This is a genomic window from Chryseobacterium sp. W4I1 (assembly GCF_030816115.1).
Taxonomy (GTDB): domain Bacteria; phylum Bacteroidota; class Bacteroidia; order Flavobacteriales; family Weeksellaceae; genus Chryseobacterium.
In genome coordinates this window covers 3,140,028-3,162,830 of sequence record NZ_JAUSXQ010000001.1, presented here as the reverse complement: position 1 = coordinate 3,162,830, position 22,803 = coordinate 3,140,028, and the positions used below count along the sequence as shown (strand labels likewise).

Below are 22,803 nucleotides of genomic sequence, written 5' to 3'. Positions count from 1 at the left end.
TACTTTAAAAAAAAATTAAAAATGTCCAATCAAATTATTGTAACCACCGGAATTTATGATGCTATAAAAGATACGCTCAGAAGGAAAAAAGTAAGTATGGCTGAGGAGAAAAGGCTGACTGAAGAATTAAGAAAGGCCAAACAGGTTTTAAGAAGAAATCTGCCGGCTGATGTAGTAACGGTTGACCGAAAAGTAACGATTAAAGACCATACTCAGAATTTTGAACATGAATATATTTTTGTTGCTTCTGTAAAAGCTAAACCTGCTAAAAATAAACATTCCATATTATCAGATATTGCTTTGGCAACTGTCGGATATAGAGTGGGAGATATCATCGAATGGCCTTTCAAAGATGGAGAAAGGAAAATTGAGATTTTAAAAGTAGAATCTTGTCACGGGTAATTCCTGTGTGATCTATATTTGTTAGATGAAAGTACAGCCCTAGAGCTGTACTTTTTAGTTAAAACATTGATGAGCTGGGCGATTTTTTATCATTTGTTAAAAAAAGATACTCATGCAAGAGTTTCTTGAAGTACTCATGTTGCATTCCGTTTTTAAGTTTTATCTTTGCAAAAATTAAAAATAATGAACAAACCGATTTCTGAATTTATAGAGAAATATTACCTGCACTTCAATGCGGCTGCGTTGGTAGATGCATCTAAAGGTTATGTTGCACATCTTAAAGATGGCGGAAAAATGATGATCACTTTAGCAGGTGCTATGTCTACTGCTGAATTGGGAAAGATCCTTGCAGAAATGATCCGTCAGGGAAAAGTTGATTTTATCTCTTGTACAGGAGCCAACCTTGAAGAAGATCTGATGAATCTTGTGGCACACTCTCACTACGAAAGAGTTCCGCATTACAGAGATTTGACAGCTCAGGACGAGTGGGCTTTATTAGAAAGAGGATTAAACAGAGTGACTGATACATGTATTCCTGAAGAAGAAGCTTTCAGAAGACTTCAGAAGCATATCGTAGATATCTGGAAAGATGCAGAAGCTAAAGGCGAGCGTTATTTCCCGCATGAATTTATGTATAAAATGATCCTTTCAGGAGTTCTTGAACAGTATTACGAAATTCCGAGAGAAAACTCATGGATGATTGCTGCTGCCGAGAAGAACCTTCCGATTGTGGTTCCGGGATGGGAAGACTCTACCATGGGTAATATCTTCGCTTCTTACTGTATCAAAGGTGAGCTTACGGCAACCACTATGAAATCAGGAATTGAATATATGATGTATCTTGCAGATTGGTATACTAAAAATTCAGATGGAAAAGGAGTTGGTTTCTTCCAGGTAGGTGGAGGTATTGCAGGGGATTTCCCTATCTGTGTAGTACCGATGCTTTATCAGGATATGGAAATGCATGACGTTCCTTTCTGGTCATATTTCTGCCAGATCTCAGATTCTACAACCTCTTATGGATCGTATTCAGGGGCAGTTCCAAATGAGAAAATTACTTGGGGTAAATTGGATATCACAACACCGAAGTTTATCGTTGAAAGTGATGCTACCATCTGTGCGCCATTGATGTTCTCTTATATCTTAGAAAATTCTTAGGAATAAATTCTTATAACAATATCAACGCTTCAATTCACTTTGAAGCGTTTTTTATTTTCCACCTTGTTATTGCGAACAAAGCGGAGAAATCTTACTTCAAAAGAGATTTAAAACTTAGATACACTTAAATCTTAATTAACTTTAATGGTCAAAATAAATATTAAAATCATTTTAAAAGTTAAGATAGGAGTTAGCTATCTATCAGTCCATAGAATTTACCAGTACAAAATAACGGTAGGCCAGAATTCCTTTTTCAATTTTCGTCAGATGATTGGGATCCTTATTGCTCAGTTTGGGAAGCATCTTTTTATTCACTGCATTCAGCAGCTTGAAAAATGATTTTTTCATATCTTTAATATTTTAAAATCAGACATCGTCGAATCATTAAGAATTCAAAAATGATGCAAAATCTGTTTATAACATTGTAAACAGTCTAAAAAACAGGTGAGTTAGTATGGATGAAATTTTCAAACAGCAGATTTACGAGATCACAAGATTGATTCCAAAAGGAAGAGTCTCTACTTATGGAGCTATTGCTAAAGCAGTGGGTTATCCCAACCATTCCCGGCATGTAGGAAAGGCTATGGGAGGCTGTCCGGCAGATGTTCCTGCGCACCGGGTGATCTCCAGTTCTGGGACGTTATCTGTTCCTGAATTCCAGGTAAGACTGGAAGCAGAAGGAATTACTGTTGATAATTTTAGAATAAAAGATTTCAAAAAGCTCTTCTGGAACCCACTTGAGGAAATTTAATGCTAAAGATTTACTGTTCAGGAAAGTACTGACCGTAAATTTTTACAACAAAAAAATGCCACTATACTCATGTATATGGCATTTTATTATGTAATGAAATAGCAGTTATTATTTTCTAGCTCTTGGACTTTTTAATTCCTCTTTCAATCTTTCATTTTCCTCTTTCAGCAGGGTGATATAATCCTGTAAATTCTTAATGATAGATCCCGGAATATTATTAAACTGATTCATGGTTCCATTTCCGGAAGAGCTGTCATTAAACACAGGATGATCATAATTAACAACCACTTTAGCCTCTTCATCTTCATAAATATCCTCTACAGTAACATCCAGAAAACGGGCAATTTTATTCCATTCATCTCTGATGATCTTTACATCACCGCTTTCCTTTCTGCTATAGTTAGATACATCTGTTGCGATAATATCAGCAATCTGTTGTTGGGTATAACCCTTTTGTTTTCTGATTGCTCGTAATTTTTCTTTTTGCATATTCGGCATTTTATACAAAAATGGAGAAAAACCTTAAAATGTACAACAAAAAACAGAAAAAATATGACAAGGCTCTTAGGATTTAACAGAAAATGCATAGAAACTTGATCATATTAAAATAATTAAATCAATATGTTGATAATTTTCTTTTAAAAATGAATGAAACAACATCCATTCATAATGAATAAAGTGAAGCACTCTTAGTTGAAAAGCGAAATTGAATTTTATTATTAAAATCTTAATTCAGCCTTACTATTTAAAGCTATTCTGTAAGCTTTAAAACATAAAAAAAGACTGTTCTTATGTAGAACAGTCTTTTATATTTATTTGATGTTATTATTTTTCCAGCTGCTTATAACTTCTCTGGATAAAATCTGTAAGGTCTTTACCTTTTAGCAGATTCTGAGAAAGTTTTGCAAGGTCCAAAGCATATTTAATCAGCGTTTCCTTTTCCTCAGCATTTTCCGTCTTTAAGATCTGACTGGAAAGTTCGCTGTTGGAATTCACTACAAGATTATACATCTCCGGGAAGCCGCCCATTCCGAACATACCGCCACCGCCGGTTGCCTGCATTTCCTTCATTCTTCTCATAAACTCAGGTTGAGTGATGGTGAATGGAGCATCGCTGCTGTCCAGATCTTCAAGTTGTACCGTGAATTTAGCATCTTTTACTGCCTCTTCCACATTCTTTTTTAAAGATTCTTTTTCAGTTTCATTTAATTTTGAGATAACCGGTTCATCTTTTTTGATCAGGTTGTTGATATGGTCTGCATCCACTCTTGCAAATGAAATCTTATCTTTTGTAGTTTCCAGTTTTTGGATCACATGAGAAATAACCGGAGAGTCTAATAAAAGCACGTCATAACCCTTGTCATTTGCTGCCTGGATATAACTATGTTGTTCATCTGCATTGGTAGCATAAAGAATTACCGTTTTTCCGTCTTTATCCGTATGTAATGGCTGGATCTTTTCGATCAGTTCATTCCAAAGGAAATATTTACCGTCGGTAGTCGGATATAACGTGAATTTATCTGCCTTTTCAGCAAATTTCTCTTCTGTGATAATTCCGTATTCAATTACAATTTTGATGTCGTTCCACTTTTTCTCGTAATCTTCACGGTTTTCGTTGATCAGCGAAGACATTTTATCTGCAACCTTTTTAGTAATGTAGGATGAAATTTTCTTCACCGCACCGTCTGCCTGAAGATAAGAACGGGAAACATTCAGTGGAATATCCGGAGAATCGATTACCCCTCTAAGAAGCATCAAAAAGTCCGGAACAATACCCTTTACCTCATCTGTTACAAATACCTGATTTTGGTAAAGCTGAATTTTATCCTTATCGATATTTAAATTGTTGCTTAATTTTGGGAAAAATAAAATTCCGGTAAGATTGAAAGGATAGTCAACATTCAGATGGATATTGAATAAAGGCTCCTCAAACTGCATAGGATACAGCTCGTGGTAGAACTTCATATAATCCTCGCTAGTCAGTTCACTTGGTGCGATAGTCCATGCCGGTGTTGGATTGTTAATAATATTATCCACTTCTTCCGTTTCAGCAACGGTATCTTCAGCAGCGTCTTCCGGTAATGGAAGTGTATGAGTTTTTGTTCCGAATTTAATTGGAACAGGCATAAATTTATTATATTTTGAAAGGAGTTCACGGATCTTAGCTTCTTCTAGAAATTCCGTAGAATCTTCTGCGATGTGAAGAATGATCTCTGTTCCTCTATCCGTTTTATCAGTTGTTTCTTCAAGAGTAAATTCTGGGCTTCCATCACAAATCCATCTTACTGCAGATTCGTCTTTGTAGGATTTTGTAAGGATCTCTACTTTTTCTGCCACCATAAATGCAGAATAGAACCCAAGACCAAAATGACCAATAATTCCGGAATCTTTTGCCGTGTCTTTATATTTTTCCAGGAACTCCTCAGCTCCGGAAAATGCCACCTGATTGATGTATTTCTCAACCTCCTCGGCGGTCATCCCTATTCCCTGGTCGATAATGCGTAAAGTCTTCTGCTCTTTATCAACTTTTACTTCAATCTTTGGATTTCCGTAGTCCACTTTTAATTCCCCGATGCTTGTCAGGTGCTTTAATTTTAAAGTAGCATCCGTTGCATTGGAGATTAGCTCTCTCAGGAATATTTCGTGGTCACTGTAAAGAAATTTTTTGATAAGCGGGAAAATGTTTTCCACAGATACATTAATATTTCCTTTAGTCATAATATTTTAGATTTTTATAATTTCCTATTGATGTTCAAAAAAAATACCATGAAGGTGAATGTGACAGAATGACAGAAATTGTTTTAAGAAAAAAGAAAAAAGAAAAAAGAAAAAAGAAAAAAGATCTTGCTGATAAAATTCAATAGGAGCGGGCTTTAGCCCGCTTTAAAAATAAGGAATTTCTTAATGGCTTTAGCCAAAACTTAAAAATTTAAAAAACAAATTTCACAACGGCTTCATGAATTATTTAAAAATAAAACCCATAGCATCTGTACAAATTAGTGTAAGCTGTGGTTAAGAGTTAAAAGAAAAAGACAGCCCTAAAGCTGTCTTCTATATGTAAATCTGTAAAACTTATTTGTTTTTCAGTTCGTCTTTGATCTTGTTTTCTAATTCTTCAGCAAGTTCAGGATTATCTCTTAAAACATCCTTCACCGCATCACGTCCCTGACCTAATTTAGTCTCTTCATAACTGAACCAAGAACCGCTTTTCTTTACAATTCCCTTATCAACTGCAGTATCAAGGATTTCACCTACTTTAGAAACTCCTTCGCCATACATAATGTCGAATTCTGCCATTTTGAATGGTGGAGCTACTTTGTTTTTAACAATCTTCACTTTTACACGGCTCCCGATAGCTTCATCACCGTTTTTGATGGGTGCGCTTGCTTTTCTGATATCCAATCTTACGGAAGCATAGAATTTCAGGGCGTTACCACCGGTTGTTGTTTCAGGGTTTCCAAACATGACACCAATTTTTTCTCTCAACTGGTTGATGAAAATCACGGTACACTTTGTTCTTGAGATCGTAGCTGTTAATTTTCTTAATGCCTGAGACATCAATCTTGCATGAAGACCCATTTTAGAATCTCCCATTTCGCCTTCAATCTCTGCTTTAGGTGTAAGAGCTGCTACCGAGTCAATTACTACGATATCAATTGCTCCTGAACGGATCAGGTTGTCAGCAATTTCAAGAGCCTGCTCACCATTGTCCGGCTGGGAAATAATAAGGTTTTCCAGATCAATTCCAAGTTTTGCAGCATAAGTTCTGTCAAAGGCGTGCTCAGCATCAATGAAAGCAGCAATACCACCTGCTTTTTGGGCTTCAGCAATTGCGTGAAGGGTAAGTGTAGTTTTACCAGAAGATTCAGGACCGTATATTTCAATGATTCTTCCTCGTGGATAACCGCCAACGCCAAGCGCAATGTCAAGTCCTAAAGACCCTGAAGGAATCACTTCAATTGTATTGTCAACAGAATTGTCTCCCAACGTCATTACTGTTCCTTTTCCGTATGTTTTATCTAGCTTGTCAAGCACTAATGCCAGTGCTTTTTTCTTATCTTCTATGTTGCTCATCTCTATTAAAATAATTTCTCAAAAATACATAATTTAAACATCAAAAGCTAATATTATTTAGAGTGGAAAACTATTTTTTAAGTTAAAAAATAATAAAATTTGAAAGCTGATATCATTCATTACGAACAGGATGCAGAATTTTATGATTCAAAACATAAAGAATATTTTTTATCTTTTAATGTAGATACTTTTCCGCTTTTCTTTAATGGAAATTTGAATTTTTTGTAATTTCCAGATAGTCTTTCAATACTTTCATCTGATCTTTATTACCTTTCTTTATTCTGGCATCACGGCTTACTATCTTATCATATATTTTGTTAATCAGGATCTTTGTTTTTGGAAACAGATTTCTGTTCGGAACATCAGGAATCTGAAGCCTTTTGCAAACTTCATCATCAAGGAGAAACCATGTACAGCAGATGTGGAGATACCTGAGATTGGTTCTTTGGAATTTATATTTTAAAATAGGATTTTCCAGAGATTCATTCAATAAAGAATGAGCCAGAAGAATAGAATCTTTATCCGAAGGCGGTTGCATGGAAGTCCATAAATAAAAATATTCCGTTGCCTGCTTTTTGTTGTCCGGAAGAAGACGTTCGGGAATTCCCAGCAGATATCCTACATATTTCCACAAATGAAAAATTCCATCTTCTTCTTCCTTAGAAAAAGTATTTCCCAGTTTTTGAAGACTGTGAAGAAACACAAGGCTGAACCCAATATAGGTGGCCATCATATCCCAGGAATTGATCGGTTCACCCCAGTTTTCAGTATCCCATTGTTTATAATATTTCTTTATGGAAAGTCTGGCGTAAGAATGAATCAGGCGGGTCTTTATAGCAAATTCATAACCCTTGGCATGGACTTCCAAGGCATCATAACGCGTTACATTTACCCAAAAATCCAGTGTTTCTGAAAGACGTTTTACTGCTCCTTTTTTCAGTGCTTCTGTGGCAGTGAGAGGTTTGTTGAGGTAAGCATAATCATAACCTCCGATCAGGCAATAATCCCGTAATGAGATCAGCGAATCGAGATTGCTTCGCATGCATAGTTCTACGCCACTTTTCAAAAGATTGTAATCAAGCCATTCCGGAATTTGTTGTGTCTGGCCGAAAAGCTTTTTTACACTTTCGGGTATATTGTCTTTTTCGGAAACGCCATTTCGTATGTAATGTTCGATATCTGCAGAAGCTTCTTTGAATTTTTTTACCCAATAAACGTCCTTTACCACTTCATCACCGGTTTCGTCAACATGATAAAAATAATGTGAAAATTGGTCAAAGTCTTTAAAGCTCACTTCAGCTCCTGAAAAATCGATCAGTAGTTTTCCATTACCCTTTTCCCAGAAATCTTTGAAGTGGGGTGAATCTTTAAAACGGGGATGTACAGTAATTCCTTCCATTGTATATAAAAATACAAGTTTTGAACCGAAATTGATTGGTGAGATTTATCAGTCTCGTTCACGGTTTTGTTATCAGGAACCAAAGACACTAAATGAGTCCTCTTTCAAAAGCTTTTTTTACAAGTTCCTTGCAGTTTCTGGAATCTGTTTTTCTTAAAATATTTTTTCGGTGAGTGCGTACGGTGTGTTCAGACAGGATCATTGCCTGGGCTATTTCCGGTCCGGAATAGCCTTTGGTAATTAAGGCAAGGACTTCCATTTCTCTTTTTGTTAAATGTTCTGAAAAGTTCTCGTGCTTAGAAAAGCTGCCCAGCTTTATCTGATGAAAATCATTTCTGGAACCAATCCCGGAAACCAGAACGGTATAAGGATTTTCTTTTGTGATGTGATGGATATTGGTATGAATGTTTAAAGCCTGTATAGGAATGCCCGTCTCATCCTCCATGGTGATCACAGACTGGTGATGGAACAGTTCATAATTTCCTTCTGCGGTTTTCATCCTGAAGCAATAGCTGCATTTAATATAAAGTTGATTTTCCTGCCCTATTTCAGTCATTTTGTCAATAAGGGTCTGTTCCGCTTTCATGACAAATTCAATATCATCAGGATGAGTAAGATCAATGACATCTTTTAAATTCTCGGGATAAGTTGAGAGACCATGAAGCTTAAGAATGTTTTCGTGATGGTGCGAAAGAGTACTGTTGGTAAGATTCAGGGCATAATAGTAAAATTCACCAATAGCAAACATCTCACTGATAATACGTTCCACTGGAGGCTTATCCAGAATCTTTCTGTCTCTTCTGGTACCCGGATATGTATTCCATACCTCAATCAGAGGGTGCTTTTTTTCCGAATTTTCCATGAATATATAGTTTTACGCTAAAATAATGAAAATACTTGCAAAATACCACAAAAGGGGGATTTTTTTACTTTGATAAAATTCTAAACTTTGTAGTAACTAATAACCAAGGAAACTCAATTTATTCTGTTCGTTTTATTTAATGATTTAATTTTTTTAAGTTTATATTGATTAGATAAAACATCAACTACCAAAAGAATAAATAGATGAACTGTCTTTACGGATAGTTTTAATTTGAAGTTACTTAAATGAATGTTATAAAAACAGTTTACTCTTTTCTTTTTAGTTGTTTGAAAATGATAAACTAATAGCCTCTCTTTGCTGTAGAGGCTTTTTCTTTGCCTATTTTACACCTTCTATCTTTAAATATCACCCGAACGGGTAATTTACTTGTATTCATGAAATTTGAAACTTTGTGGAAAATTAATAGCCATGAAAACAAATGTATTAATACTATTTCTGCTGGGATGGGCAGGAATGGTTTTTGGACAAGAAGAATTTAAGAAGCATTACATCATTCCCAGTTATCCTATTTATGATTATACATTAAAAAAAGAAGTAATTGTGAAGTATGATCAATTGAGTGAAAGTGAAAAAAAGGAACTCATTAAAGATTATGAGATAGGTACTAAAATTAAGTTGATACAGAAAGAAAATATTTCGGGTAAAGAAGTAGATGTAGTGAGGGAAGTAGATGTCAATGAAGATTTCTTTAAAACCTTAACCAAGACACAAACTGTTGATGTGAAATTAGAGGGCATTACGAATGCAATGGTTGCTGCTTCAAAAGATAGATTAATTGTTAATCCATTTTTGTCAAGGTATAATAAAGATACTGTCTACTTTTACAAATTGGAAAACCGGAGAACGATCAGGTTAAAAACAAGAAGCTGGACTGTAAATGGAATTACTGTTCCGTTCAAATATCGTTTCAAAGGGAAAAATGGTTTGAAAGAGGATTTTTCTACAGGAATTAATGGAAATCTTTTTGTAGGATATTCAATAGGTAAGACAGCTTATTTATATCAGAAAGAGGTAGGAATCAGAGAGAATACCTGGAAAGTGACGGGAGGGATTTTATTGGGAGCATCTTCGGTAAAGCTAAATAAAACGAATACAGATTTATCAGATTCTCCGATTCTTGATGATTCAGAATTTACAAAAGGATTAGGATCTATAGCGATAGGATTTACTTACTCTTATAATAGTATCAATTTAGGTGCATTTTTGGGTTTCGACTATGCTATTGGTCAAGATGCAGAAATATGGAATCACAACAAAAAACCTTGGCTGGGAATCGGGTTTGGGTATAAAATATTCTAATTATTTAGTTAAAACTACAGGTTGGAATCAGTTGTGACTGCTGATTTAAATTCAAACAAAAAAACCTTCCAGCTGGGAAGGTTTCATTATTTATTGCGGATTGCTCATTACTGATTATAAGGAAGCAGCGTGTACAAGCATATCTACCAATTTGTTTGAGTAACCCATTTCGTTGTCATACCAAGAAACAAGTTTTACAAAGTTTGGAGAAAGCATAATACCGGCATCTTTGTCGAAGATAGAAGTTCTCTTATCTCCTACGAAATCCTGAGAAACTACTGCATCTTCAGTGTATCCTAAGATTCCTTTCAATTCACCTTCTGAAGCAGCTTTGATAGCAGCACAGATCTCATCGTAAGAAGTAGCTTTTTCTAATCTTACTGTAAGGTCAACTACAGAAACGTCTACTGTAGGTACTCTGAAAGACATCCCTGTAAGTTTTCCATTCAATGAAGGGATTACTTTTCCTACTGCTTTAGCAGCACCTGTAGAAGAAGGGATAATGTTGTTAAGAGCAGCTCTACCACCTCTCCAGTCTTTAGCAGAAGGACCATCAACAGTTTTCTGAGTTGCTGTTGTAGCATGTACCGTAGTCATAAGACCTTCTACAATTCCGAAGTTATCGTGAATTACCTTAGCCAGTGGAGCTAAACAGTTTGTTGTACAAGAAGCGTTTGATAAAATTTTGATATCGTCAGTAAGTTCCTTGTGGTTTACACCCATTACAAACATTGGAGTATCGTCTTTAGAAGGAGCAGAAAGAATTACTTTTTTAGCCCCTGCATTGATGTGAGCCTGAGCAGATTCTTTAGATAAGAAAAGACCTGTAGATTCTACAATATAGTCTGCACCTACTTCATTCCATTTTAGGTTGTTCGGGTCTCTCTCAGCAGTTACTCTGATTCTTTTTCCGTTTACTACAAGATCATTTCCTTCTACAGAAACCTCTCCTGCGAAAATACCGTGTACAGAATCATATTTTAACATGTAAGCCATGTATTCTGCATTGATTAGGTCATTGATTCCTACTACTTCAATGTTGTCTCTTTCAGTCATTGCTCTGAAAACAAGACGTCCAATTCTACCAAAACCGTTGATACCTACTTTGATTGTTGACATAATAGTTTGTTTTAAATTATAAAAATAATTAGATTGCTAAAATTTCAGAAATCAGTAAAAGATCTTTATTGATTTCATTATGTTTTTTAATGGCGTCTTCGATTGGCGTATATACCATATCATTGGAACGCATTCCGGCCATTACATTTGTTTTTCCTTCCATTAAACCTACTACGGCACCGTAACCCAGTCTGCTGGCCAAAACTCTGTCTGCACAGCTTGGGGAGCCACCTCTTTGGATATGTCCCAGGATTGTTACACGGATATCATATTCAGGGAATTCTTTCTTAGTCTGATCTGCGAGATCATAGATGCTTCCCAGCTTTTCACCTTCAGCCACTACAACGATGCTTGATGCTTTTCCGGTCTTTTCTGCTTTTCTGAAATTTGCGAAAAGATCTTCCATGCTGTCTTTTTTCTCTGGAATAAGGATATCCAGGGCACCAGTTGCCAATCCACTGTTTAAAGCGATAAAACCGGCATCACGACCCATTACCTCTACAAAGAAAACTCTGTTGTGAGAGGTTGCCGTATCACGAACCTTATCAATAGCTTCCATCGCTGTATTCAGAGCCGTGTCATAACCAATGGTGTTATCCGTTCCGAAAATATCATTATCAATAGTTCCCGGTACACCGATCACTCTGATTCCGAACTCTTCGTAAAAGATCTTTGCCCCTGTAAAAGTACCGTCACCGCCAATGCACACTAATGCATCTACACCATGTTTTACACAGTTGTCATAGGCTTTCTGACGTCCTTCCGGAGTTCTGAATTCCACGGATCTGGCGGATTTAAGAATTGTTCCGCCCTGGTTGATTATATTTTTTACGGAACGGGGACCCATTTTGAGGAAATCGTCGTTGATGAGGCCGTTATAGCCTTCCCTTACTCCGTAGCATTCAATATTATAATAGTTTGCGGTTCTTACCACCGCTCTTAATGCTGCATTCATACCCGGAGAGTCACCTCCTGAGGTAAGAACTGCAATTTTTTTTACAGCACTCTCTTTCATCTAGTAAAAAATTTCGAACACAAATTTACAAAAACAAGTTCAGATAATGGCAGTAAGTTGAGAAGAGTTTTGAATATAAAATAATTAAAAGCTTCTAAAATTTGTAGGTTTAAAAAAATACCTCGCCGTTTTCGTTTCTGCAGCATTTACATTAAGACTGTATTATGTCAAAATATTTTCTCAAAAAGATCGTAGATGTATTAACAATCTAAAGAAATCTGTGTCGTGCGCTCAATGTGCTAGAGTAAAAAGCAGTGCTAATGTATGTTTGTGAAAAGTCAATATTTTATTACCACAGATGATACAAATTTACACAGATGTTTGTGTTATTATTTAAGATTAAAAATCTGCGTCATCTGTTCAGTCAGCGAGAAAATAACGGGGTTTATCATTTTCAAATCACCATTTCTCTGTCAAGTACTTCCAGTATCTCTTCGGAACATGCTGAACATGCAGTTTTAAATTCTTTCTTTCAACAATATTGGTCTTCGTAAAGTAGCGTTGCCATAGCGTTTGGTAATTCTGTTCCTCATTATGGAACTTTTGCTCATATTTATAAAGGTCCAGCTTTTCTTCAGGATAAAAAAAGTCTGATTCTTCCAGATCATATAAAATTCCGTAATTCCTTCTTAAATCATAGATCATCCACTTCTGATCCTGATAACGGTCTTTAAAATGTTTACGGATAAGCGGAAGAACATTGAAATCAGGATCTATTTTTGCAAAGAAAACGCCGTCCTGCATCTTTTCAAACCTAACGAAAGCGGTCATTCTGTGTCTTTCCCTGCTTACGGATTTGCAGATCTTTGAAATTTTTAAAATATTACTGTCTGCGTAATTTTGCAGAATATTTTCATCAGGATGCTTAACTGATTGTTGAACGGCAGATAAAATAAGATGTTCCAGTTCAGGATTTTCTGACAAGAAAACTTTTAAGAGCTCATGAACTCCTGACTTTCCGATATTCTGTTCCAGTTTGTTTAAAACCCGTTCAGCTTTGTCATTTTGAGTAATGACCTCATGTACTTCTGCAAAAATATTTTCCTGATACAATCTTTCTTTGCTCACAATTTCTACATCTTTGTAGCGGTATTCAAAAACTTCAAATACAGCAGTTAAAAGTCCGTCGAAACTTCCGTCATACAGTAGGGTGGTCATGTTGAGTTAGAGAGTTATAGGGTTTTTGGAGTTTTAGAGTGAATTGATTTGATATTTCAGTTATATGATTAGTAAAGTTCCTGAACATTTGCGCAATTGTGTTTTAAATCAAAACAAACTCAGCTGCTGTGAAAACTGATTGTGAAACTTAGAAGAGCTTCCACCTACAAGTAGTTTCCTTAAATTGATATCCGTTAAATATTTCAGATAAGCATTTCCTGCATTGAAATCAATAAAATATTTTGCCCGGTTAACAGCGGCTCCCAGCTTTTTCAGATGATCCATATTTAAAATCTGGAAACGGCGTGCCTGAACGATCTTCTGTGCAGTTTTCACTCCAATTCCCGGAATCCTTAAAATCATCTGATAGTCGGCAGTTTGCAAATTGACAGGAAATTGATGCAAATGTCTTAAAGCCCAGCTCAATTTAGGATCTACTTCAAGATCCAGAAAAGGCATCGTGGGATCCAGAATTTCTTCTGCCTTAAATCCGTAAAATCTCATCAACCAGTCTGACTGGTACAAACGATTTTCACGGAGCATCGGAACTTCCGTCGTCAGAGAAGGAAGTCTTTTGTCTTCTAAAACAGGTACATAGCCGGAATAATAAACTCTTTTCAGATTGAAATTCTTATAAAAATGATCTGCCACTTTGATGATCTGTAAATCATTTTCATTGGTTGCTCCAACAATCATCTGCGTAGATTGTCCTGCAGGTGCAAATTTGGGAACTTTTCTGAAAATTTTCTTTTCGTCTTTGTATTGAGCAATCCCATTCTGGATATATTTCATGGGATTCAGCATATCTTGGCGGTTTTTTTCCGGAGCCAATAATTTTAATCCGCTTTCCGTAGGAATTTCAAGGTTAATAGAGAGTCTGTCCGCATATAAAGCAGCTTCCTGCATCAGCTCATCACTCGCACCCGGAATAGATTTCAGATGGATATAACCATTGAAATTTTCTTCCAGACGTAATTTTTTTGCGACTCTTACCAGGCGCTCCATCGTAGTATCAGCATTTTTGAATATACCGGAGCTCAGAAAAAGTCCTTCAATATAATTCCTACGGTAAAAATTAATGGTCAGGTCAACCACTTCTTCCACTGTAAAAGCCGCTCTTTTAATATCGTTTGAGCTTCTGGATACACAATAAGCACAATCATAGATGCAATGATTCGTGAGAAGAATTTTAAGCAGGGAAACACACCGTCCGTCTTCCGTATAGGTATGGCAAATCCCGCTTGCGGAGCTATCTCCTAAAGCGCCTTTTTTATTCTTTCTTGTCCCTCCGCTTGATGAGCAGGAAACATCATATTTCGCTGCATCGGCAAGGATTTCAAGTTTTTCTTTAAGGCGTTCAAAATTCATACTTTTTGAAAGATGTTATAATTTGTATCTAAACTTTATTCAAAAGTAGTTCCAAAATTGATAAATAACAATATTTTTCGATGGAAGTTATCAACAATGGTGATTTACAAAATTACTATCTTTACGCATATTAAATTTATACGTGAAATTGTAAACAACGGTTACGTAAAAAATAAACAAATCCATATGAATCATAAACCGGTAGAAGGTTTTTCTAAACTTACAAAGCAGGGGAAAATCGATTGGCTTGTAAACGAATACCTTGAAGGAAACGAAGAATATCAAACTATACTAAAACAATATTGGAATGGGAATGCTGATCTTCAGAAGCTTCACGAAGAATTTTCTGAAAATACCATCTCCAATTTCTATATGCCTTACGGAATTGCCCCAAATTTCCTGATTGATGGAAAATTATTTGCTCTTCCAATGGCTGTTGAAGAAAGTTCAGTAGTGGCAGCAGCTTCCAAAGCTGCGAAATTCTGGATCGATAAAGGCGGTTTTAAAACTACCATTATCAACAATGAAAAACTAGGCCATACTCACTTTATATTTAATGTAGAACCTCATAAACTTTTACATTTCTTTAATTTCAGTTTAAAGAAAAAACTGTTTGAAGCGACTGAAGATATTACGGCCAACATGAGAAAGCGCGGGGGCGGGATTTTAGATATCAAATTAATTGACAAAACTGCTGAAATGCCGAATTACTACCAACTTAAGGCCAGCTTTGATACGGTAGATTCTATGGGGGCAAATTTTATCAATTCATGTCTTGAGCAGTTCGGGAAAACCATGAAGCAGGAGATTGCAACGAGTGAAGATTTCACACAGGAAGAAAAAAGTACACTTCAGATCGTGATGAATATTCTTTCCAACTTTACTCCGGATTGTATTGTAAGAGCTGAAGTTTCCTGTAAAATTGATGATTTAAAGGATGACAGCGGAATTTCCAATGAAGAATTTGCTGCAAAATTCAAACAGGCTGTTACCATCGCTGAAATTGAACCTTTCCGTGCTACAACTCATAACAAAGGAGTAATGAATGGAGTAGATGCGGTAGTGATCGCTACCGGAAATGATTTCAGAGCAACAGAAGCCTGTGCGCATGCCTATGCAGCGAGAGACGGACAATACAGATCTTTAACACACTGTACAACGGATAATGGGATTTTCAGATTCTGGATCGATCTTCCGATTTCGGTAGGTGTAGTAGGAGGGCTTACCAATCTTCATCCTCTGGTAAAATTCTCTCTGGCTCTTTTAGGAAAACCTTCTGCACAGGAGCTGATGAGTATTCTGGCTGTTTCAGGACTTGCCCAGAATTTTGGGGCTCTTCGTTCTTTGGTTACAACGGGAATTCAGAAGGGACATATGAAAATGCATTTGCTGAATATTTTAAATCAGATGGGAGCTACAGAAGAAGAAAAACAGCACTTTGTGACTTATTTTAAAGATAAAACGGTAAGTCATCACGAGGTGATCCACGAGTTTAATAGATTAAGAGGTCAATAATGCTACAGATTATATTACCCGTTATATTCATCATCTTCGGAATCTTTTTAAAGAAAACGACATCACCGGGATTTAGAAATTCTAAAAAACTTTCCAATGTCTTTATTATATTGGGAATTTCAACCTTGGTGGCAAAATTGATTTTAATCTATATAAAGTCGAAATAGTGAAGCCGAAAATTTTATTCTTCCTGTTACTTTCGGGTTTAAGCTTTTCTCAGCAACAAAATGTGAAAATAACTGATCTGCAGCCAAAATCTGAAGACTTTGTTTTTCCGGTGATTTCTTATTCAAAAAATCCTTCAGTAGAAAATAAAATCAATACTTTCTTGCAGGTAAGTGAATTGGAGTATATTCCAAATTCCGGAGGAAATCCTTTTAAACTGGCTTCTACTGCTACAAATTCTTATACAAATTATATAGATTTTTACAGTTGGGAGAAATTAGAAACTCCTAAAAATATTTTGACTGTTTCTATTAATGGCGAAGCTACAGGAGCTTATTCTGAGAATTTTTCCAATTGGAAGAATTTTGATTTAAGAACGGGAAATTATATTAATCTTCAGGATTTATTTCAGCCTAATTCAATTAAAACAGTTGAAAATTTAATTAATCAGAGAGTTAGAAAAAGAATTAATGATTTTATTGTTGAATTAAAATCTAACAAAAACGGTTCGGAAGATGAAACAGAGCAGATTGATATTTATGAGCAATGTTTTACGGACAATACGTTACAGTATTTAGAATATTTTTTTGGAAAAGATAAACTGATGGTTGTTGTAGGACGGTGCTCCAATCATGCTTCAAGAGCTTTGGATGATTTGGGGAATCATGAAATAATACTTTCGTATAAAGAATTGGAAAAACATTGGAGTGCATATGCCAGAAATTTGCTTTCAGGTTCTGAACAGACAGTTTCGAAACCGGGCATAAGTAATAGACTTTATAAAGGAAAAATTGACGGAAAATATCCGATTACAGTTTTAATCAATGAAATTAATGAAGACGGATCTTTTTCATCAGTCTATTGGTATGATAAAAATAAAAAGCTCATCAATTGGCGAGGAGAATTTGTACATGATCATTTATCTATGACAGAAGATGATTATCATAGTGAAGAACAAAAAGCCTGGATTCCCAAAGCTTTAATAGAAGCAGACCTGAAAGGAAACAAAATCACCGGAACCTGGCAGGATTACAAAACAAAAAAATATTTAAATCTAGAATTAGAAGAATTATAAAATGAAAACAATTACTTTAATTTTCGGTGCTGCATATGGCATGCTGTCAGTCATTCTTGGGGCTTTCGGGGCACACGCATTAAAAAAAATATTATCCGTAGAAAGGCTGGAAAGTTTTGAAACCGGAGTAAGGTATCAGATGTATGCTGCCTTCTTTCTACTGATTGTCGGATACATTTTAAAATTTGATACCTCGTCACAAAAATGGATCTCTATTTTCATGATTGCAGGAACAATGTTGTTTTCTTTCAGCATTTATTTCCTGAGCTTACAGGACTATCTGGGAGCAAATCTGAAGTTTTTAGGACCTATTACGCCGCTTGGAGGTCTTTTCATGATTCTAAGCTGGGGAATGCTTATCCTTTACTTTGCTAAAAACAGGATTTAGACTTTTCATCATTTAGTAGATGTCAATTGTCAATTGTGAATTTTAACAGTTTTATTATTCACCATTCACTTTGCGAAGTAAAATTGACTATTGAGCAGAAATGTATAAAAATCAATTCAAATGAAAATCAATAGAAGAAGACGGTTAATAAGAACATTTAATCTTCTGGATCAACCCATAAAATTCAATCCTTTTGTTTTCAGCCGCACTTTTTTTATGTGGGCTTTAACAGGTCTCGTAGGTGGTGCCATTGCCGGCGGTTACTGGATCGTATTGGAATATTTTACGGAATTTTTAGTGCAGTTTCAGGGATGGATGGTAATTCCTACCATGGCTATCTGTGGCTTGCTGGCGGGACTGGTCATTCACTTTATAGGAGATCCCGGGGAAATTCATTTGATCGTTAATAATATCAGGTTTAATAAAGGAAAACTGGATCCTAAAAATAATCCATCCATGATCCTTTCGTCTCTGTTTTGTGTGGCCTCGGGTGGAAGTCTCGGTCCGGAAGCGCCTTTAGTTCAGGTAACCGGATCTACCGGAACGTGGTTGGGGAAAATTTTCAGACTGAAAGGAGAGGAGCTGCGTTCCCTGAGTATTGCAGGAATGGCATCAGGGTTTACAGCACTGTTTGGAGCTCCGCTTGGAGGAAGTCTCTTTTCACTTGAAATTCTACATCACAAACATGCCGTGGAATATTATAAAGCCATTATTCCTGCTTTGGTGGCCAGCTGTTTCAGCTATGTTATGTTTGCTTTGATTATTCATTTAGGAATAGGTGCAACCTGGGACCTGAAAGCTTATCATTATTCTGGAGTATATGATTTTCTGTATGCGGTGGCTTTTGGAGCTGTGGGAACTTTATTCGGCTGGCTCTTTATTTTCGTAGTCAAATTTTTCAAAAAAATTTTCGAATACAGACCATTTCCTATTTATATAAAAACTTTAGTCGGAGGAATTATTTTAGGGATTATTGCCTATAATTTTCCTATTACAAGATATTTTGGGCATCATGAAATCAACGAGCTGATCAATGGAAATTTCGCATTGAACTTTTTAATTGTAATTCTCATCTTTAAAATTGTAGCGATTGCGGTGACCGTAACTTCAGGCTGGAGAGGAGGTTTCATTATCCCCTTATTTTTTGTGGGAACCACTTTAGGACTGATTATTCATCAGTTATTTCCTACAGTAGATACCACCCTGGCAATTGTAAGCTGTATGGCTGCAATTAATGCCTGTGTAACCAGAACACCAATGAGTACGACAATAATTCTGGGAACACTCACTGGATTCACATATTTCGTTCCAATACTTTTCGCAAGCTTAACCGGGTATTTCATGGCTCCGAAAATTCCGTTCATTGGTTCGCAGTCTGAAAAATTATCTGAATGATAAAGCAAATTCAGAGGATATGTTAAAAATCAAGTTTCCCTTTCCTTAATTTTTAAGTCAATAAACTTGAACTTCCATGTCTTTTTAGTAAATTTGTCAACCTTTAAATTTTAAAATAAAATAATAAAAATAATATGAATCTTCACGAGTATCAATCAAAAGAGATTTTATCAAAGTACGGAGTAGCTATCCAACGTGGTTTCGTTGCAAACAACGTAGATGAAGCTGTAGCAGCTGCAGAAAAATTGACTGCTGAAACCGGAGCTCAGGCTTGGGTGGTAAAAGCACAAATTCACGCAGGTGGACGTGGTAAAGGTGGTGGTGTAAAGTTCTCTCCAAACATGGATAAGCTTAAAGAAAACGCTCAGAATATCATCGGAATGCAGTTGGTCACTCCACAAACGTCTGCTGAAGGTAAAAAAGTACACTCTGTTTTGGTTGCAGAAGATGTTTATTATCCTGGAGAATCTGAAACTAAAGAATTTTATGTTTCTATTCTTTTAGACAGAGCTGAAGGTAAAAATACAATCGTATATTCTACTGAAGGGGGGATGGATATTGAGCATGTTGCTGAGGTAACTCCTCATTTGATCCACAAAGAAATCATTGATCCAGCTTTAGGTCTTCAGGGATTCCAGGCTAGAAAAATTGCTTTCAACCTGGGTCTTGAAGGAAATGCTTTCAAAGAATTCACAAAATTCATTGCATCTCTTTACAATGCTTACACAGGAATTGATGCTTCTCTTTTCGAAATCAACCCGGTTTTGAAAACTTCTGATAACAAAATTATCGCTGTTGATGCTAAGGTTACTTTAGATGGTAATGCATTATTCCGTCATAAAGATCTTGCTGAATTAAGAGATACAAGAGAAGAAGATCCTATGGATGTTGAAGCGGGTGAAGCTGGTCTTAACTTCGTAAAACTAGACGGTAACGTTGCTTGTATGGTAAACGGTGCCGGTCTTGCTATGGCAACGATGGATATCATCAAATTATCTGGTGGTAGCCCGGCTAACTTCCTTGACGTAGGAGGTACTGCAGATGCTCAGAGAGTACAGACTGCTTTCGGAATCATCCTTAGAGATCCAAACGTAAAAGCAATCCTAATCAACATCTTCGGAGGTATCGTAAGATGTGACAGAGTAGCTCAGGGAGTTGTAGATGCTTACAGAGCAATGGGTAGCCTTCCGGTTCCATTGATCGTAAGATTACAGGGAACTAATGCTGTTGAAGCTAAGCAATTAATTGATGAGTCAGGTCTTCCTGTACACTCTGCAATTACTTTGGAAGAAGCTGCAAACAAAGTAAAAGAAGTTTTAGCTTAAGACTAAACTTTAAAATAAATTCAGAAACCGTTCCATTCTTTGGAGCGGTTTTTTTATATTTAAATACTAAAAAAAACAGTTCGATGAAAAAATTGTACATCCCCAGGCCATGCTCCGAAAGCTGGGAAACTATGTCTCCCCAAGAAAAAGGAAGATTCTGCTCCGTCTGCAGTAAAGGTGTGATTGATTTTACAGAAAAGAAATCCCATGAAATTGAATCTATTTTCAAAGAGAAGCAGGGTGAAGACATCTGCGGTAGATTTTTTAGGCATCAACTGGCTATAGAGAAAGGGGAATGTTTATCTGTAAAAAACAAATCTTTTCAATATATTCCTGGCCTGTTGAGAAATAATAAAATGGCTTTGGCTATTGTTTCCATGATTTTATTTTTGATCAGCTGTTCCAAACCAAAAGAGAAAGAGAAAGTAACAACAATTGCTTCAGGCATTCAAAAAGACAGTCTTCCATCCAATGATAATTTTGTAATGGGAGAAACATTGATCCAGCATGACTCCGTTGCAAAAATGCAAGGGAAAGACAGTCTGAAATTGAAACATCAAAAATAAGGTAAGGCATAAAAAAACCGCTTAAGAAAAGCGGTTGATATTATTTGTCCTGATTTTCAACAGAAAGAGATTCTCCATTGGTAATGCTGATGCTTGTTGGAGTGACCAGTTGAATATGGTCGGTATCCAAACGTTCTTTGATCTTCAGATAGGCCTCACTTTTCACCTGAACCATGTTGGCACCTACTTTCATCCAGAATTTAGCCTGAAGATTAAAATTCCCCTGTTTTAAGTCGGTAAAGATCACTTCTGAAGTATCAAGTCTATCTATACCATCCAGGTTTTTAATGACATCCAGCATCCCTTTCTGTGCTTTGCTGATATCTTCATCTGCAGGGATCTCGAAGTTTAAAATAATTCTGCGCTGCGGCGAGGCTGTAATATTGTAAAAAGGAGCATTGAAAATGATCTGATTGGGAATATACGCTTTCTTTCCGTCATCGGTAATAATTTTTGTTGTTAAAAAACCAATTTCCTGAACCGTTCCGGAATGAGCCCCGATTGTGATGTAATCTCCTATTTTAAAAGCTTTATCAATACCGATCAGCATTCCTGAAAAAATACTGGATACCAGGTCCTTCAAAGCAACCCCGGCAATCACCCCGGCTACTCCTAAACTTCCGATAAATTTCCAAAGGAAACCACTAAAGCCCATGATTTCGAGGGCGATAAAAGTTCCCATCATCATAATCAGGAATCTGAATATACTTATTAAAGTAACCAGAGAACTCTCTTTTTGGCTCTTTGGGAAAAATTTGTGAAATAATTTTACAGCACCTAAGCTCAAATATTTACTGGTAACAAGAAAGAAGGAAAATACTAAAATTCCGACGATTAATTTAGGAGTAAGCTCGGCAAACCTCATATACCAGCTTTCCAAAACTCTGTAAATAACATCTACGTAGCTGTATCCATTGTTCTGCATGAAAAAAAAATTTTATTAAAGATAGATAAATTTCAACAAAAATTTTGCCAGTTCCAAAAAGTCTACTAAATTTGTAGACTAACAAAGCAGAATATTATGTCAATCAAACTAGGAGATACAGCACCGGACTTTCAGGCAGAGACTTCTTTAGGTGATATCAGATTTCATGAGTTCTTAGGAAATTCATGGGGAATCCTGTTCTCGCATCCTGCAGATTATACTCCGGTATGCACTACGGAACTCGGTTATACTTCAAAGCTGAAATCAGAATTTGATAAAAGGGAAACTAAAGTTATTGCATTGAGTGTAGATGGAGTAGAAGATCATCAAAACTGGATTAAAGATATCAATGAGACCCAAAATACGGATGTGCAGTTTCCTATCATTGCAGACAAGGACAGAAAAATATCCGAGCTTTATGACTTTATTCATCCAAATGCTTCGGTAACTGCTACTGTACGCTCTTTACTGATTATTGATCCGGATAAAAAAATACGATTGATCATTACTTATCCAGCTTCTACAGGAAGGAATTTTAATGAAATCCTGAGAGTGCTTGATTCTCTTCAGCTGGTTGATTCACATAAAGTAGCTACTCCTGTCAATTGGCAAAACGGGGATGATGTTATTGTTCCGCCGGCCATTTCTACAGAGGAAGCCAGAAAGATATTCCCGAAAGGAGTGACAGAAATAAAACCGTATCTGAGATATACGCCTCAACCCAATACATGATTTATTTGATTTTTTATAGTTTAGTTTTAATTTGTACGAAAATCGCCCCGAAAAATATTTCGGGGCGATTTCATTTTTTATTTGTTGAATG

22 protein-coding genes are annotated in these 22,803 nt (G+C 36.2%); 11 read left to right on the top strand and 11 right to left on the bottom strand.

Annotation, left to right across the window (positions count from 1 at the left end):
• The first annotated feature begins 21 nt into the window (after positions 1 to 21).
• Positions 22 to 402, top strand: a complete 381-nt coding sequence (locus tag QF044_RS14810; protein ID WP_307268823.1) for a GreA/GreB family elongation factor — start codon at positions 22 to 24, stop codon at positions 400 to 402.
• A 183-nt stretch (positions 403 to 585) separates the two neighbouring features.
• Positions 586 to 1,560: a deoxyhypusine synthase family protein gene (locus QF044_RS14805; protein ID WP_307268821.1), complete on the top strand. Its 975-nt coding sequence runs from the start codon at positions 586 to 588 to the stop codon at positions 1,558 to 1,560.
• A gap of 201 nt (positions 1,561 to 1,761) precedes the next feature.
• On the opposite strand, the gene QF044_RS14800 is transcribed toward QF044_RS14805, so the two are convergent.
• On the bottom strand, positions 1,762 to 1,908 hold the full coding sequence (locus QF044_RS14800) for a hypothetical protein (RefSeq protein ID WP_307268818.1): 147 nt from the start codon (positions 1,906 to 1,908) through the stop codon (positions 1,762 to 1,764).
• 106 nt (positions 1,909 to 2,014) lie between these two features.
• Here QF044_RS14800 and QF044_RS14795 point away from each other — a divergent pair, with 106 nt between their 5' ends.
• Positions 2,015 to 2,311 (top strand): MGMT family protein, encoded by a 297-nt coding sequence (locus QF044_RS14795; RefSeq protein ID WP_307268815.1) that lies wholly within the window; start codon positions 2,015 to 2,017, stop codon positions 2,309 to 2,311.
• Positions 2,312 to 2,419: 108 nt separating this feature from the next.
• On the opposite strand, the gene QF044_RS14790 is transcribed toward QF044_RS14795, so the two are convergent.
• The 5 genes from QF044_RS14790 to QF044_RS14770 all read right to left on the bottom strand — a co-directional run bounded on the left by QF044_RS14790 (position 2,420) and on the right by QF044_RS14770 (position 8,646).
• A complete protein-coding gene (locus QF044_RS14790) occupies positions 2,420 to 2,800 on the bottom strand; it encodes a helix-turn-helix transcriptional regulator (protein ID WP_307268813.1) in 381 nt (126 codons plus the stop codon).
• Between the two features lie 336 nt (positions 2,801 to 3,136).
• On the bottom strand, positions 3,137 to 5,029 hold the full coding sequence (gene htpG / locus QF044_RS14785) for a molecular chaperone HtpG (protein ID WP_307268809.1): 1,893 nt from the start codon (positions 5,027 to 5,029) through the stop codon (positions 3,137 to 3,139).
• 354 nt (positions 5,030 to 5,383) lie between these two features.
• On the bottom strand, positions 5,384 to 6,385 hold the full coding sequence (recA, locus tag QF044_RS14780; protein ID WP_307268808.1) for a recombinase RecA: 1,002 nt from the start codon (positions 6,383 to 6,385) through the stop codon (positions 5,384 to 5,386).
• 202 nt (positions 6,386 to 6,587) lie between these two features.
• The gene (locus QF044_RS14775; protein WP_307268804.1) at positions 6,588 to 7,784 is read right to left on the bottom strand and encodes an oxygenase MpaB family protein; all 1,197 of its coding nucleotides are present in this window, start codon (positions 7,782 to 7,784) and stop codon (positions 6,588 to 6,590) included.
• An 88-nt stretch (positions 7,785 to 7,872) separates the two neighbouring features.
• Positions 7,873 to 8,646 carry a LuxR C-terminal-related transcriptional regulator gene (locus QF044_RS14770; RefSeq protein WP_307268801.1) on the bottom strand — a complete coding sequence of 258 codons (774 nt, stop codon included), beginning with the start codon at positions 8,644 to 8,646 and terminating at the stop codon, positions 7,873 to 7,875.
• A gap of 429 nt (positions 8,647 to 9,075) precedes the next feature.
• Here QF044_RS14770 and QF044_RS14765 point away from each other — a divergent pair, with 429 nt between their 5' ends.
• Positions 9,076 to 9,966 carry a hypothetical protein gene (locus QF044_RS14765; RefSeq protein ID WP_307268799.1) on the top strand — a complete coding sequence of 297 codons (891 nt, stop codon included), beginning with the start codon at positions 9,076 to 9,078 and terminating at the stop codon, positions 9,964 to 9,966.
• A gap of 114 nt (positions 9,967 to 10,080) precedes the next feature.
• Here the strand turns inward: QF044_RS14765 and gap are convergent, their stop codons facing one another.
• The 4 genes from gap to QF044_RS14745 form a co-directional block, all read right to left on the bottom strand.
• Complete coding sequence (gap, locus tag QF044_RS14760) at positions 10,081 to 11,085, bottom strand: type I glyceraldehyde-3-phosphate dehydrogenase (protein ID WP_307268797.1); 1,005 nt, start codon at positions 11,083 to 11,085, stop codon at positions 10,081 to 10,083.
• A gap of 28 nt (positions 11,086 to 11,113) precedes the next feature.
• Positions 11,114 to 12,100: a 6-phosphofructokinase gene (gene pfkA / locus QF044_RS14755; RefSeq protein ID WP_307268794.1), complete on the bottom strand. Its 987-nt coding sequence runs from the start codon at positions 12,098 to 12,100 to the stop codon at positions 11,114 to 11,116.
• A gap of 399 nt (positions 12,101 to 12,499) precedes the next feature.
• Entirely contained in the window at positions 12,500 to 13,258 is a 759-nt protein-coding gene (locus tag QF044_RS14750; protein ID WP_307268791.1) for a TIGR03915 family putative DNA repair protein, read from the bottom strand.
• Positions 13,259 to 13,366: 108 nt separating this feature from the next.
• Positions 13,367 to 14,626: a putative DNA modification/repair radical SAM protein gene (locus QF044_RS14745; protein ID WP_307268788.1), complete on the bottom strand. Its 1,260-nt coding sequence runs from the start codon at positions 14,624 to 14,626 to the stop codon at positions 13,367 to 13,369.
• Between the two features lie 186 nt (positions 14,627 to 14,812).
• Here QF044_RS14745 and QF044_RS14740 point away from each other — a divergent pair, with 186 nt between their 5' ends.
• From QF044_RS14740 to QF044_RS14715, 6 genes are all read left to right on the top strand, one after another.
• Entirely contained in the window at positions 14,813 to 16,141 is a 1,329-nt protein-coding gene (locus QF044_RS14740) for a hydroxymethylglutaryl-CoA reductase, degradative (RefSeq protein ID WP_307268785.1), read from the top strand.
• Positions 16,142 to 16,370: 229 nt separating this feature from the next.
• On the top strand, positions 16,371 to 17,381 hold the full coding sequence (locus QF044_RS14735) for a hypothetical protein (protein WP_307268782.1): 1,011 nt from the start codon (positions 16,371 to 16,373) through the stop codon (positions 17,379 to 17,381).
• Between the two features lies 1 nt (position 17,382).
• A complete protein-coding gene (locus QF044_RS14730; protein ID WP_307268780.1) occupies positions 17,383 to 17,769 on the top strand; it encodes a DUF423 domain-containing protein in 387 nt (128 codons plus the stop codon).
• A gap of 120 nt (positions 17,770 to 17,889) precedes the next feature.
• Positions 17,890 to 19,164: a chloride channel protein gene (locus tag QF044_RS14725; RefSeq protein WP_307268777.1), complete on the top strand. Its 1,275-nt coding sequence runs from the start codon at positions 17,890 to 17,892 to the stop codon at positions 19,162 to 19,164.
• Between the two features lie 134 nt (positions 19,165 to 19,298).
• Positions 19,299 to 20,489 (top strand): ADP-forming succinate--CoA ligase subunit beta, encoded by a 1,191-nt coding sequence (sucC, locus tag QF044_RS14720; protein WP_307268774.1) that lies wholly within the window; start codon positions 19,299 to 19,301, stop codon positions 20,487 to 20,489.
• A gap of 83 nt (positions 20,490 to 20,572) precedes the next feature.
• Positions 20,573 to 21,055 carry a hypothetical protein gene (locus QF044_RS14715; protein WP_307268770.1) on the top strand — a complete coding sequence of 161 codons (483 nt, stop codon included), beginning with the start codon at positions 20,573 to 20,575 and terminating at the stop codon, positions 21,053 to 21,055.
• A 40-nt stretch (positions 21,056 to 21,095) separates the two neighbouring features.
• Here the strand turns inward: QF044_RS14715 and QF044_RS14710 are convergent, their stop codons facing one another.
• A complete protein-coding gene (locus tag QF044_RS14710) occupies positions 21,096 to 21,980 on the bottom strand; it encodes a mechanosensitive ion channel family protein (protein WP_307268768.1) in 885 nt (294 codons plus the stop codon).
• 96 nt (positions 21,981 to 22,076) lie between these two features.
• On the opposite strand from QF044_RS14710, the gene QF044_RS14705 reads away from it, so the two are divergent.
• Entirely contained in the window at positions 22,077 to 22,712 is a 636-nt protein-coding gene (locus QF044_RS14705; protein WP_307268764.1) for a peroxiredoxin, read from the top strand.
• Positions 22,713 to 22,803: the final 91 nt, after the last annotated feature.